The following is a 13,113-nucleotide window of genomic DNA, read 5'->3' as shown; positions in this document are numbered from 1 at the left end:
CTCCTGCGGCTCGGGATCGCTCCGGGCGCGAGTAACGTGCTCCTGCGATGCAGCACCCCGGAAGACCGGTGCTGCGCTGAAGAGAGGTGCAACTTGCGCGAGTACTCCACTGCCTTGCAGGTCGAGGTCCCGTCGACCGGCAACCTGACCGACGACGTCGTCACCAACGGCACCGAGCACGGCGACGCGATCGTCTTCTCCCGGCGTCACGAGGGCGGCTGGAGTGACGTCACCGCAGCGGAGTTCCTCAGCGACGTGCGCTCGGTGGCCAAGGGACTGGTCGCGGCGGGGATCGAGCCCGGCGACCGGGTGGCGCTGATCTCCCGGACCCGCTACGAGTGGACCCTGATCGACTACGCGATCTGGTTCGCGGGTGCCGCCACCGTGCCGGTCTACGAGACCTCCAGCGCCTCCCAGGTGGAGTGGATCCTCAGCGACTCCGGCGCCCGGGCCGTGCTCACCGAGACCCAGGAGCACAGCTCACGGGTCCAGTCGGTGCGCGGTGAGCTGCCCGAGCTCCACCACATGTGGTCGATCGACGGGAACGGTCTCGGTGTGCTGCGCACGCTGGGCGAGGACGTGTCCGACGAGGAGCTGGAGGGGCGGCGTACCGGCAGCGGGCCCGACGACCTGGCGACCCTGCTCTACACCTCCGGGACCACCGGCCGCCCGAAGGGCTGCATCCTCACCCACGGCAACTTCATGTTCGAGCTGGGTGTGGCCGTCGACGAGCTCGACCAGCTGTTCACCCCCGGCGAGGGTGACGAGCCCCCCTCGACCCTGCTGTTCCTGCCGCTGGCGCACGTGTTCGCGCGGATCATCCAGATCGGCTGTGTCAAGGCGCGCGTGCGGATGGGGCACTCCTCGGACATCAAGAACCTGCTCGACGACTTCGCCGCGTTCCGGCCCACGTTCATCCTCGGGGTGCCGCGGGTCTTCGAGAAGGTGTTCAACACCGCCTCCCAGCGTGCCGTGGCCGACGGGCGCGGGAAGATCTTCGGCCGCGCCGCCGACGTCGCCATCGCCTGGTCGCGCGGCCTGGAGTCCGGCAAGACCCCGCTGGCCGTGCGCGCCCAGCACAAGGTCTTCGACCGTCTCGTCTACGGCAAGCTGCGCACCGCCCTGGGCGGGAAGTGCACCTACGCCGTCTCCGGCGGCGCCCCCCTCGGGGAGCGACTGGGTCACTTCTACCGCGGCATCGGGGTCAACGTCCTCGAGGGCTACGGACTGACCGAGACCACCGCCGCCGTGACCGTCAACCTCCCGGAGGCGCAGAAGGTCGGCACCGTGGGCCGCCCCCTGCAGGGGACCAGCGTGCGGGTCGCGGACGACGGCGAGCTGCTGTTCCGCGGTGGCCAGGTGTTCGCCGGCTACTGGCACAACGAGGAGGCCACCGCCGAGGCCAAGAACGCCAACGGCTGGTTCCACACCGGCGACGTCGGTGAGATCGACGACGAGGGATTCGTCCGGATCACCGGCCGCAAGAAGGAGATCCTGGTCACGGCCGGCGGCAAGAACGTGGCGCCGGCGGTGCTGGAGGACCGGCTCCGGGCCCACTACCTCGTGGACCAGTGCATCGTGGTCGGCGACGGGCAGCCTTTCATCGCGGCCCTCGTCACGATCGACCCCGAGGTGCTGCCCGGCTGGGCCGAGCAGCACGGCAAGCCTGCGGACATCGCCCGCCTCATCGACGACCCCGAGCTGCGTGCCGAGATCGAGGAGGCCGTCGAGGAGGCGAACAAGGCCGTGTCCAAGGCCGAGTCGATCCGCCGGTTCGCGATCGTGCCGAGCCTGTGGACCGAGGAGGGCGGACACCTCACCCCGAGCATGAAGCTCAAGCGCGCCATGGTGATGCGCGAGCACAGCGAGGACGTGGACGCGCTCTACGGCGGCTGACCCTGACCCCGCTGGGGGGACATTTCGGGCGACTGGTCCTACTGAGTATCGGATTTCGCGTACAAAACGGACTCCGGTGCGGCAACCTGTCCCTGTCGTGGACGCATGTGGTCCACCGACACCAACGGGAGCCGCCGTGGACCGGCAACGCTCCTGCCCCCCACGGACTAGTTAGGTCAACCGTTCATGGATCGCAGAAAAGTACTCCTCGTCGTCGCGGCCGTGATCGCAGCCTTGGGTACGTTGCTCGTCTTCCTCTACGTCCGCACCGCTGACAACCGGGCCGACCAGCGCTACGCCGCCGTCCAGGTCCTGCGCGTGGTCAAGCAGATCCCCGTGGGCGAGACGATCGAGGCTGCCCAGGCCGCCGGCAAGGTCGAGACCGGGACCGTCTCCCAGCAGGACCTGCTCCCCGGTGCGCTCACCGGCACCGAGCCCGTCGCGGGCCAGGTCGCCGTCACCAACATCTACCCCGGCGAGCAGCTGATCAGCACCAAGTTCGGCGCCGCCGGCGCTGCCTCGAGCCTGACGATCCCCAAGGGCAAGATCGCGGTCTCGATCAACCTCTCCGACCCCGCGCGCGTCGCGGGCTTCGTGAACCCCGGCGACAAGGTCGCCATCTTCATGAACGGCACCGCAGGCGCCGGCACCTTCACCAGGCTCCTGCTCCCCAACGTGCAGGTCATCGGCGCGGGTACGACGACCGTCGTACCCACCACCACCACGGACGCCGCGGGCGCCCAGGTCGTCGACCAGCTGCCCAAGACCCTGCTCACCCTCGCGGTCAGCCAGGCGGAGGCGGAGCGGGTGCTCTACGGCAGCGGCAACGGCGAGCTGTCCTTCGGCCTGATGAACAAGGACTCCCAGGTCGCTCCCTCCGGCGGCGTCACCGGGTCGAACCTGTTCCAGTGACCCCGACCCGCTGACTCCCCCCGCCCCCGCTGAAAGGAAGGACCCCGATGCCGATCCTCGTCGAGGCTGACAGCACCACCGCCGGTGTCCTGGTCAACGCCCTGCCCGCCGGGTCCCCGGTCGTCTCGCGCCCCGACGACGTGGAGGGGCTGCTGACGGGACGCGGCCACTCGGCCGTCGTCATCGGCCCCACGATGGACATGGCCACCGCGACGCTGCTCGCCGACCGCACCCGGATCGGCTACCCCGCCACGAGCGTGGTGCTGATCCGCCACGACCTGCATCCCGAGATCTACGCCCAGGCCATGCAGGTGGGCATCATCGCCGTCGTCGCCGCCAACGACCAGCCGGCGCTGAACACCGCCCTGAGCCGTGCCCGCACCACCTGGGAGGCCATCCACGGCCCCACCAACCCGGGCGAGCGCGACGGCCGCGTCTTCACGGTCTTCTCCCCCAAGGGCGGGGTCGGCAAGACCACGATGTCGGTCAACCTCAGCGTGGCCCTCGCCCGGACCCGCGCGGAGGTGTGCGTGGTCGACCTCGACCTCGCCTTCGGCGACGTCGCCATCACGATGCAGGTCATCCCCGAGCGCACGATCACCGACGCCGCGGAGTCCGAGGCCGACCTCGACTACTCGCTCCTGCAGCAGCTGCTGACCCGACACGAGAGCGGCATCTCGATCCTCGCGGCCCCCACCCACCCCGAGGGCCGTGACCTGGTCACCGCCACTCTGGCGCGAAGCGTGATCCAGACCCTGCGCCGCCACTTCGACTACGTCGTCATCGACACCCCGCCCGGCTTCGACGACCAGGTCCTGGGTGCCTTCGACGAGACCGACGAGCTCGTGGTGATGGCGACCCTCGACGTACCGACGATCAAGAACACCAAGGTCGCGATGGAGACCCTCGACCTTCTCCACCTGATCCCGAACAACCGGCACCTCGTGCTGAACCGGGCCGACGAGGAGGTCGGCCTCTCCCAGGCGAACGTCGAGGAGATCCTCTCGATGCCGGTGGAGGTCTCCCTGCCCAGTACGCCGGCCGTGGCCAGTGCGACCAACCACGGGCGGCCGATCGTCCTCTCGAACCCCGGTCACCCGGTCTCCAAGGCCCTCGACGCCTTCGCGCAGAAGCTCGCCGGCAACACTGCGGCCGCGATGGCGGCCACCGCGCCCGCCAAGCGCAGCTTCTTCGGCCGGCAGCGCAAGCAGCAGGTGGCGCCGTGAGCAGCCTCAGCGACCGGCTCGCCGCCCTCAACCGGGCGACCCAGGTCCCCGGCGACGGGGCCGACCCGGCCGGCGCCATCCCGTCCGCCCCGGTCCCCAAGCGCCGCGCGGACGTGCCCATCGACGCTCCCCCGGCCACCGGGGTCGCCCAGGCGACGCCGCACATCCCCACGGTGACCCCCGGCACGCAGCCGGACAGCAGCGTCAGCGAGGCGGAGGCCGGCGGCTACCACAGCCCCAGCTCGAACGGCGCCAAGCCGGGCACCTCGACGAAGACGAGCTCGGTCGCGAAGACCGCCCGGGCGGAGGCGGTCAAGGACCGGTTCGAGGACCTCAAGGAGAACGTCCACAGCGAGCTCCTCCAGCAGCTCGGCCCCCAGCTCTACGACGCCAACCTCGACGCCGCCGAGCTCGAGTCCAAGGTCCGGGCCGTGCTCGGCGACGTCCTGGCCGGGAACAACCGCCCGCTGACCCGCGCCGACCGGGAGCGGATCACCCAGGACATCTCCGACGACATCCTCGGCTACGGGCCGCTGGAGCCCTACCTGCGCGACATCGACGTCGCCGAGGTGATGGTCAACGGGCCCTTCGACATCTACCTCGAGCGCCGGGGCAAGCTGGTCAAGGTCGACGGCAAGTTCAAGGACGAGGCCCACCTGCGGCGCACGATCGACAAGATCGTCTCGCGCATCGGCCGGCGCGTCGACGAGTCCTCCCCAATGGTCGACGCGCGGCTCCCCGACGGCAGCCGGGTCAACGCCGTCGTACCCCCGCTGGCGATCGACGGCAGCACCCTGACCATCCGTAAGTTCGCAGCGGACCCGCTGACGGTCAACGACCTGATCAAGTTCGGCTCGCTCAGCGACCGCACCGCCGACTTCCTCGACGCCTGCGTGCGCGGCCGGCTCAACGTCGTCGTCTCCGGGGGCACCGGCGCCGGCAAGACGACCACCCTGAACGTGCTCTCGTCCTTCATCCCGAGCGACGAGCGGATCGTGACCATCGAGGACGCGGCCGAGCTCCAGCTCAAGCAGGACCACGTCGTGCGCCTGGAGTCGCGTCCCGCGAACATCGAGGGCAAGGGCGCGGTCACGATCCGCGACCTGGTCCGCAACTCCCTGCGTATGCGGCCCGACCGTATCGTGGTCGGTGAGGTGCGCGACAGCTCCGCCCTCGACATGCTCCAGGCGATGAACACCGGCCACGACGGCTCCATCTGCACCGTCCACTCCAACGGGCCGCGCGACACCTGCTCCCGGCTGGAGACGCTGGTGCTGATGGCCGGCATGGACCTCCCCATCCGCGCGATCCGCGAGCAGGTGGCCTCCGCGGTGGACCTGATCGTGCACCAGGCCCGGCTCAAGGACGGCACCCGCCGGATCACCCACGTCACCGAGGTGGAGCGGATGGAGGGTGACGTGATCACCCTCCAGGACATCTTCCTGTTCGACAACTCCGCAGGCTTCGACTCCGAGGGACGCTCGCTGGGGACGTTGAGGGCCACCGGCCTGCGCCCCAAGTTCCTCGAGAAGATGCTGCACAACAACGTGACCGTGGACCCGCGCATCTTCGCCACCTCGGACTACCACCGATGAGCGACCTGCTGGTGCGCCTGCGCGGTGCCCGGAGCCGTCTGGTCTCGGCAGTCCTGCTCGCACTGCTGTTCCTGCCGCTCGCGGCGTCGGTCCCCGCCCACGCGGCGCTCCCCCTCGCTGACCCCGCTGGCGAGAAGGCGGCGATCGACCACGCCCTGCCGTCGAAGGGCAACCTGCGCCTCCTCGTCTCGGTGCCCGGCAGCGACGCGGTCGACCTCGGTTCGGTCACCGTCAGCATCGACGGCACCGAGGTGAAGGGCACCGCCAGCGCCGCCTCGCAGAGCAGCGCGGTCTCCCGGACCTCGGTCCTGGCGATCGACACCAGCGCGAGCATGAAGGGACAGCGCATCGCCGAGGCCAAGAAGGCCGCGCTGGCCTACCTGGCCGCGGTGCCTGCCAACGTGCGGGTGGGCGTGCTGAGCTTCGACTCCACGGTCAAGCTCGTGGTGCCGCCCAGCCTCGACCGCGACGCAGCCCGGGCCGCGATCCTCGGACTGAAGCTCACTTTGCAGACGGCGCTGTACGACGGTGTGCTCGGCGCCCTCAAGGCCGCCGGACCCCAGTCCCAGACCTCCGGGCAGCGCAAGATCCTGCTCCTCTCGGACGGCAAGGACACCACCCGCACCCGGCTGGACGACGTGGTCGCGGCGGTGAAGAAGTCCGGTGCGGTCGTCGACGTCGTGTCGCTGCAGGCCGGCGACGACGCCAACCGCCCGCTGAACGCGATCGCCACCGCCAGCAAGGGCACCATGCTGACGACCGCCGACCCGGCGGCGCTGACCGCGGCCTTCGCCAAGGAGGCCGCCGACCTCGCCCGCCAGGTGGTCGTGACCGCCGAGATCCCCGCGGGCATGGACAAGACGAGCGCGAACGTGGAGGTCGCCGTCCCCACCGGCACCTCGACGTACACCGCTGCGGCGTACGTCCCGGTGCAGCGCGAGGCCGACATCGAGGCCGCCAAGGCCGTGGCGGCCATACCGCAGGTGGTCGAGGCCGGCCCCTTCGACCTCTCCCCCACGGTGATGTACGGCGCGGTAGCGGCCATCGGGCTCGGCCTGCTCGGGCTGGTCGCCGCCATGGCCACCGGGTCCCGCAAGCCCTCCAACGACCTCACCCTCAACGAGCAGATCCGGGCGTACGGCGTGATGGCCGTCCCGGGCCAGTCCGGGCCACGCCGCGACGCGGAGCCGGCGAACCCGTTCGCCGGCCAGGCCAAGCAGGCCGCCGAGCGTGCCCTGGCGAACAACCAGAACCTCGAGGCGCGGATCGCGCACAGCCTCGAGGGCGCGGGCGTCGCCCTGCGTCCCGCGGAGTGGCTGCTGCTGCACGCGGCGATCGCCATCGGCGGCGGGCTCCTCGGGCTCCTGCTCGGCGCCGGCAACGTCGTCCTGGGCTTCGTGTGCATCGTGGTCGCGATCGTCGGCCCCTGGTTCTATCTGAAGCACAAGCGGTCCAAGCGGTTCAAGGCGTTCGGCCTCGGGCTGGCGGACACGCTCCAGCTGATGTCCGGGAGCCTGTCGGCCGGCCTCTCGCTCGGCCAGTCGATCGACACCATCGTGCGTGAGGGCTCCGAGCCCATCGCGGGTGAGTTCCGGCGCGTGGTGATCGAGAGCCGGCTCGGGGTGACCCTCGAGGACGCGATGGACGGCATGGCCGACCGGATGGAGAGCCGCGACTTCAAGTGGGTCGTGATGGCCATCAGGATCCAGCGCGAGGTCGGCGGCAACCTGGCCGAGCTGCTGCTGACGGTGGCCGCCACCCTGCGGGAGCGCGAGTACATGCGCCGCCACGTCCGGGCGCTCTCCGCGGAGGGCCGCCTGTCCGCCTACATCCTCGGCGGCCTGCCTCCCGGGTTCCTGCTCTACCTCACGCTGTCGAAGCCGGACTACGTGAAGCCGCTGTACACCACCCCCATGGGGTGGATCCTGTGCATCCTGATGGGTGTCCTGCTCAGCGTGGGCGTGTTCTGGATGTCCAAGGTCGCAAAGGTGGACGTGTGATGGGGATGGTGCTGCTCGTCGGCTGCGTGATGATCTTCGGGGCCGTCTTCCTCGCCCTCGCCTCGGTGGGAGGAACCACCAAGGAGGGCGCCGGGGTCGGTCGCTCCATCGCGGTGCTGGAGGCCCTCACCTCCGCGCCCGACGAGATGAAGGGCGACCTCGAGCCCTCGTTCGCCGACCGGGTGCTGTTCCCGTTGCTCGCGCGCAGCCAGCGCATGGGTCGCCGGCTCACCCCGGAGGACGCCAGCGAGCGGATCCGCGAGAAGCTCGAGCTGGCCGGCAACCCGTTCGGCTGGACCGTGGAGCGGGTGATGGCCGGAAAGGTCGTCGGGTTCGCCTTCGCCCTGGTGGCCTCGCTGGTGCTCTCCCTGATCCTCGGCCTCGGCTTCCTGCCCACGCTCGGGTTCGTCCTGCTCGCCTCGCTGGCCGGCTACATGGCACCGAACATGTACCTGCACCAGCAGACCTACGACCGTTCGGAGAAGCTCCAGCGGGCGCTCCCGGACGCCATCGACCTGCTGACGATCTCCGTGGAGTCGGGCCTGGGCTTCGACGCCGCCTGCGCCCAGGTCGCCCGGAACACCGACGGCCCGCTCGCCGACGAGTTCGCCCGGATGCTGCAGGAGATGCAGATCGGTCTCGGCCGCTCCGACGCGCTGCGGTCGCTGGCCGACCGCACCAACCTGCCCGACCTGCGCGCGTTCGTCAGCGCCATGGTGCAGGCCGACGCCTTCGGCATCCCGGTGGGCCAGGTCCTGCGGGTCCAGTCCTCCGAGATCCGGGTCAAGCGCCGTCAGTGGGCCGAGGAGGCCGCGCAGAAGGTGCCGGTCAAGATCCTGGTCCCGCTGATCTTCTGCATCCTCCCCTGCCTGTTCATCGCAGTCCTGGGACCCGCCGCGATGGCGATCATGGACAGCTTCCAGGGCAAGCTCTGAGCGTGACTGACGTAGGCCGGGTGGCACTCGCCGCCCGAGTGTTCACCATCGCGGCCCTGACCCCCCTGGCCGCGCTGGCCGGCGGCGAGTACGTCAAGGGCGCGCTGCTGGTCCTGCTCGCGGCCGCCCTGGCGATCGTGCTGTCCCTGACCCACCGGTTCTCCGAGCTCACGGTGGCGGTCATCGAGGGCATGGCCGTGGCGACCCTGGCCGTCCTGGTCTACCCCGACCACGCCAACATCACCCCCTACCTGGTCATCCCCGCGCTGATCGGCGCCCTCGACCGTGGCCTGCGCGGACTGCTCAGCGTCGTCGCGGCCGAGTTCGGGCTGCTCGCGGTCCTCTGGGCCGGAGTCATCCGGCAGTGGGACCGAGAGCTCGCCTCCAGCGGGTTCACCTGGCTGGCCACCGCCGTCGGCATCGGGCTGATGGGCTCCGCGCTGCGTCGTGCGGCGACCAGCCCCGACGCCGACGCCTCCTACCGCAGCGCGGTCGGCCTGATCCGGCGCCTGGAGGCGCTCTCGGGCAAGCTCAGCGGCGGGCTGGACTCGGTCGACATCGCCGAGCAGATCATGGTGGAGGCGGACCTGGTGGTGCCGGTGCGCTGCGCCGGGGTGTTCGTGCGCTCACAGAACAAGTCGATGTCCCCGCTGCGCTACTCCGTCGGCACCCAGCCCGGTTCGATGCCCTGGGCCGAGCCGTTGGCCGCCCAGGCCCGCCACGAGGAGGAGGTGGTGATCCGCGACCGGCACGTGGCCATCCCCCTGGTGGCCGGCGAGGAGACCGTCGCGGTCCTCGTGCTCGAGACGCTCCAGCCGATCGACTCCCACGCGGCGCTCGGGCTGCGCAACCGGCTGACGCGGCACGCCGTACAGCTCCAGGCTGCGCTGCTGTTCGGCCGCGTCCGCGACAACGCGATGAGCCAGGAGCGCCAGCGGATCGCCCGGGAGGTCCACGACGGGGTGGCCCAGGACGTCGCCTCGCTGGGCTACCTCGTGGACAACCTGGCCCAGTCCTCGGCCGACCCGGTCCAGCAGCAGCAGATCGCCCAGCTGCGCCAGGAGGTGACCCGGGTGGTCACCGAGCTGCGGCACTCCATCTTCGACCTGCGCCACGAGATCGCCGCGGGCGCCGGCCTCGGCGAGAGCCTCTCGGCGTACGCCAACCAGGTGAGCGCGAGCTCCCCGATGACGGTGCACGTCACGCTGGACGAGAAGGGCCCACGGCTCTCCAGCGACGTCGAGCACGAGCTGTTGCGCATCGCCCAGGAGGCGATGGCCAACGCGCGCAAGCACTCGGGAGCCGCGAACCTGTGGCTGCGGTGCACCGTGCGGTCCCCGTTCGCCGAGATCGAGGTGCGCGACGACGGCATCTCACCCCACGCCCCCAGGCCGGACTCGCAGGGCCTGATGATCATGCGCGAGCGCTCCCGGATGATCGGCGCGGAGCTGCACGTGCGCGAACCCGATCCCGAGAGCCCCGGAACACGCGTCCTGGTCCGTGTGGGGTCCCCGAACCGCTAGCCTGCACGCGGAGGCCGGACGACCACCGGGTGCCTGATGACGACCGTGCTGCTGATCGACGACCACGAGCTGATCCGCCAGGGGCTGGCGGGAGCGTTCACGCAGGCCGAGGGCTTCGCCGTCGCGGGCCAGGCAGGCTCCGTCGCCGACGGCCTCGCGCTCGCGCAGCAGGTGGCCCCGGACGTGGTGGTGACCGACGTCCGGCTCCCCGACGGCTCCGGTCTCGACGTGGTCCGGACGCTGCGCAAGGAGAGCCGCCAGATCGGACTGGTCGTGCTCACCATGTACGCCGGCGACGAGCAGCTGTTCGCGGCGATGGACGCCGGAGCGTCCGCGTTCGTGGGCAAGGACGCCCCGACCTCGACGGTGATCAGTGCCGCACGCCAGGCGATCGTCTCCCCTCTCACCTTCTCCTGCACCGGCCTCGGCGAGGCGATGATCAGGCGGATGAGCTCGGGGGCCCCCCGGCTCTCCGACCGGGAGCGCCAGGTCCTCGAGCTGCTCGCCGACGGCCTCGGCGTCACCGCGATCGCCGGACGGCTCTTCCTCAGCGAGTCCACGGCCAAGAGCCACATCGGCCGGATCTACGAGAAGCTCGGCGCCGCCAACCGCGCCCAGGCCCTGGTCACGGCGATGCGCCTCGGGCTGATCAGCGCCGCCACACCCCCCGGCTGAGCCCTTTTCAACTGCTCCGCGGCAGTCAAACCGGCCGCGGTGTCAAGCGGTTCCGGGCGGCATGACCCAAACGGACTAGTCCGCTAGTGCCAAGTAGGCCAGAAGGTTCAAACCGGACGACCAATGTCATGATCTGTCCGTTTTTGCCATACTTTCTGTACGCCGGGCCATGTGGGTCGGCCCGACCGAAAATCCACCTAGTTCCAGAGGGGAACACACTCATGCTCGAGTTCATCCGCACCATCACCGGCCGCCGCAACGAGGACGGTGCCTCCGCCGTCGAGTACGGCCTGCTGGTCGCCGGCATCGCCGCGCTCGTCGTGGTCATCGTCTTCGCCTTCGGCGGCGTCATCAAGGGCGCCTTCGAGAGCACCTGCAAGACCGTCAAGGGAAGCGGCAGCGGCTCCGCGCAGGCCTGCTGACCCTGCCCCAGGAACAGGCGCCGGGCCCGGTGGAGGGCAGCTGACTCCACCGGGCGCCGCGCCCGAGACCGGGAGACGAGCCGTGCGGCATTCGGGAGGGAGCCGCACGACCCGCCTCCCCCAGCTTGTCGAAGAAGTCTGCGCCACGAGCGCAGCCGTGCAGATGGTTCCGCTGCGGGCCGGCATCACGCCCGCGCACCGGGGGGTGGTGGAACCAGCAGCACCCGAGCGCCCGGTCCGCCACTGGTGTGGCGGGCCGGGCGCCCCCGGGGTCCCCCGCTAAGAGAGAAGAAACCCATGCTCGACCTCATTCGAAGCATCCAGTCCCGGCGCCGCGGCCAGGACGGCGCCTCCGCCGTCGAGTACGGCCTGCTGGTCGCCGGCATCGCCGCGCTCGTCGTGGTCATCGTCTTCGCCTTCGGCGGCGTGATCAAGACGGCCTTCCAGGGCACCTGCAAGAGCTTCAAGAACAGCGGCACCACTTCCGGTACCGCCTGCTGATCCGCCTCGGGCACGGATCCAACCACCTGAACCTCCTGCGCTGAACCAGTGCAGGCACGCCGCGGCTCCCCGGCGGGCGTGTCTGAGCAGCACGTCCGCGGCACCGGGGGTGGTAGCCGCGAGCGGGAAGCCTGGCCCGTCACCCCCGGGTGACGGGCCGGGTCATCCCGTCCTCTGCCGCTCCAGTGCCCGGGCCAGTCCCAGGCGCTGCAGGGTGGTCGGGTGGCTGCCGAACCAGAACTGGCTCAGCTTCGGTGGGTCGTCGTCGCTCAGGGAGCGACGGGCCAGCCGCAGCTGCATCTGCTCGAACCCGGCCTCGTCGCCTGTCGCCTCCAGGGCGGCACGATCCGCACGCGCCTCCATCGCCCTGCTGATCGTGTTCTCGACCGGGCTCACCAGCAGCGACCCGACCGCGACCAGCGCCAGCAGCAGCGCGGCCACCTCCGGCTGGCCGGCTCCCTCGACGCCGGCCCGTGCGAGGAGGCGCCGACGGCCGAGCAGCAGGCCGAGAAGTCCGCTGGCCGCGACCACGCCGGTGGCGCCCAGGCTCGTGCCGAGGAGCACGTCGTGGTTGCGGGCGTGGCCGAGCTCGTGGGCCACGACCGAGAGTGCCTCGCGCCGGGGGACGTCGTCGACCAGGTTGTCGTAGAGCACGACGCGCTTGGTGTTCCCCAGACCCGAGACATAGGCGTTCAGGGTCGTCGTACGCCGGGACGCGTCTGCCACGAGCACGTCGGAGACCGGCACCTTCTCCTTGCGCGCCAGCGCCATCACCTCGGAGCGCAGCTTGCCGTCGGGCAGCGAGGTGAAGTTGTTGAACAGCGGCTCCACCACCACCGGGTACACCCAGGAGCCGAACACCGTGAGCACCGCACCGGCCAGGGCGGTCCAGGCGGGCCAGTGCCGCGGTGAGCGTCTCGCGGTGCCGACGACGAGCAGCACCACCACGGCGGCGAGCACCCAGTCGACCAGGAGCGAGGTGCCCTGGTCGCGAAGCCAGCCCGCCAGCGACTGGCGGGTGAGACCCTCCTCGAGCGCGTTGCGCCGGATGGCGACCGAGAACGGCGACACGGCCACCTCGCCCACCAGCACCAGGACGAAGGTGGCCAGCGCGACGCGCAGCCACCACGGTCGCGGCAGGCGCCGCGTCAGCCGCGCGCCCAGGGGGGTCAGCCCCAGGACCAGGGCCAGCACGAGCTGCACCGCCAGCGCTGCCCAGCTGAGGTGACGCTGCGCGGTGGCGTAGGCCTCGGCCCGGCGCAGGTGCGCCGCGGAGAACACCTCGCTCCCCCGCACCTCGACCAGCTCGCCACCCGGGAGCCACGACCACGGGACGAACAGCACGCCCAGCACGACCAGGACCAGCACTGATCCACCGATGAGGCCCAGGCACAGCCGCACGCTGGGTCGCTGTCCGGGGGGCACGTC

The 13,113-nt window shown here is 70.8% G+C and carries 11 protein-coding genes; 10 read left to right on the top strand and 1 reads right to left on the bottom strand.

The window, feature by feature from the left end; all coding sequences use genetic code 11:
* Positions 1 to 93 precede the first annotated feature (93 nt).
* From AC4BGC_RS07030 to AC4BGC_RS06985, 10 genes are all read left to right on the top strand, one after another.
* A complete protein-coding gene (locus AC4BGC_RS07030) occupies positions 94 to 1,896 on the top strand; it encodes an AMP-dependent synthetase/ligase (protein WP_490544649.1) in 1,803 nt (600 codons plus the stop codon).
* Positions 1,897 to 2,082: 186 nt separating this feature from the next.
* The gene (cpaB, locus tag AC4BGC_RS07025; RefSeq protein WP_490554943.1) at positions 2,083 to 2,808 is read left to right on the top strand and encodes a Flp pilus assembly protein CpaB; all 726 of its coding nucleotides are present in this window, start codon (positions 2,083 to 2,085) and stop codon (positions 2,806 to 2,808) included.
* A 47-nt stretch (positions 2,809 to 2,855) separates the two neighbouring features.
* Positions 2,856 to 4,034 (top strand): CpaE/TadZ family protein, encoded by a 1,179-nt coding sequence (locus AC4BGC_RS07020; protein ID WP_490544653.1) that lies wholly within the window; start codon positions 2,856 to 2,858, stop codon positions 4,032 to 4,034.
* Positions 4,031 to 5,629 carry a TadA family conjugal transfer-associated ATPase gene (locus AC4BGC_RS07015; protein ID WP_490554942.1) on the top strand — a complete coding sequence of 533 codons (1,599 nt, stop codon included), beginning with the start codon at positions 4,031 to 4,033 and terminating at the stop codon, positions 5,627 to 5,629. Before AC4BGC_RS07020 ends, AC4BGC_RS07015 begins: the two co-directional genes overlap by 4 nt.
* A complete protein-coding gene (locus AC4BGC_RS07010) occupies positions 5,626 to 7,629 on the top strand; it encodes a type II secretion system F family protein (RefSeq protein WP_490554941.1) in 2,004 nt (667 codons plus the stop codon). The genes AC4BGC_RS07015 and AC4BGC_RS07010 overlap by 4 nt, the downstream gene beginning before the upstream one ends.
* Complete coding sequence (locus AC4BGC_RS07005; protein WP_490544659.1) at positions 7,629 to 8,564, top strand: type II secretion system F family protein; 936 nt, start codon at positions 7,629 to 7,631, stop codon at positions 8,562 to 8,564. Before AC4BGC_RS07010 ends, AC4BGC_RS07005 begins: the two co-directional genes overlap by 1 nt.
* 2 nt (positions 8,565 to 8,566) lie before the next feature.
* Positions 8,567 to 10,087: a sensor histidine kinase gene (locus AC4BGC_RS07000; protein WP_490544661.1), complete on the top strand. Its 1,521-nt coding sequence runs from the start codon at positions 8,567 to 8,569 to the stop codon at positions 10,085 to 10,087.
* A 36-nt stretch (positions 10,088 to 10,123) separates the two neighbouring features.
* Positions 10,124 to 10,762, top strand: coding sequence for a response regulator (locus AC4BGC_RS06995; RefSeq protein WP_490544663.1), 639 nt, complete (start codon positions 10,124 to 10,126; stop codon positions 10,760 to 10,762).
* Positions 10,763 to 10,983: 221 nt separating this feature from the next.
* The gene (locus AC4BGC_RS06990) at positions 10,984 to 11,184 is read left to right on the top strand and encodes a Flp family type IVb pilin (protein ID WP_490544665.1); all 201 of its coding nucleotides are present in this window, start codon (positions 10,984 to 10,986) and stop codon (positions 11,182 to 11,184) included.
* Between the two features lie 297 nt (positions 11,185 to 11,481).
* A complete protein-coding gene (locus AC4BGC_RS06985; RefSeq protein ID WP_490544666.1) occupies positions 11,482 to 11,685 on the top strand; it encodes a Flp family type IVb pilin in 204 nt (67 codons plus the stop codon).
* 162 nt (positions 11,686 to 11,847) lie between these two features.
* Here the strand turns inward: AC4BGC_RS06985 and AC4BGC_RS06980 are convergent, their stop codons facing one another.
* Complete coding sequence (locus AC4BGC_RS06980) at positions 11,848 to 13,110, bottom strand: M48 family metallopeptidase (RefSeq protein WP_490554940.1); 1,263 nt, start codon at positions 13,108 to 13,110, stop codon at positions 11,848 to 11,850.
* Positions 13,111 to 13,113 lie beyond the last annotated feature (3 nt).

It is taken from the genome of Nocardioides sp. Z38_18 (assembly GCF_058215695.1).
Note: the sequence above shows the minus strand (reverse complement) of the source record. Positions and strands in the feature narration are given on the sequence as shown.

What these genes read in the sequence shown, in the direction of transcription:
- AC4BGC_RS06985 (WP_490544666.1), top strand. Translation starts at nt 11,482, where the DNA reads ATGCTCGACCTCATTCGAAGCATCCAGTCCCGGCGCCGCGGCCAGGAC.
- AC4BGC_RS07005 (WP_490544659.1), top strand. Translation starts at nt 7,629, where the DNA reads ATGGGGATGGTGCTGCTCGTCGGCTGCGTGATGATCTTCGGGGCCGTC.
- cpaB (WP_490554943.1), top strand. Translation starts at nt 2,083, where the DNA reads ATGGATCGCAGAAAAGTACTCCTCGTCGTCGCGGCCGTGATCGCAGCC.
- AC4BGC_RS07020 (WP_490544653.1), top strand. Translation starts at nt 2,856, where the DNA reads ATGCCGATCCTCGTCGAGGCTGACAGCACCACCGCCGGTGTCCTGGTC.
- AC4BGC_RS06990 (WP_490544665.1), top strand. Translation starts at nt 10,984, where the DNA reads ATGCTCGAGTTCATCCGCACCATCACCGGCCGCCGCAACGAGGACGGT.
- AC4BGC_RS06995 (WP_490544663.1), top strand. Translation starts at nt 10,124, where the DNA reads ATGACGACCGTGCTGCTGATCGACGACCACGAGCTGATCCGCCAGGGG.
- AC4BGC_RS07010 (WP_490554941.1), top strand. Translation starts at nt 5,626, where the DNA reads ATGAGCGACCTGCTGGTGCGCCTGCGCGGTGCCCGGAGCCGTCTGGTC.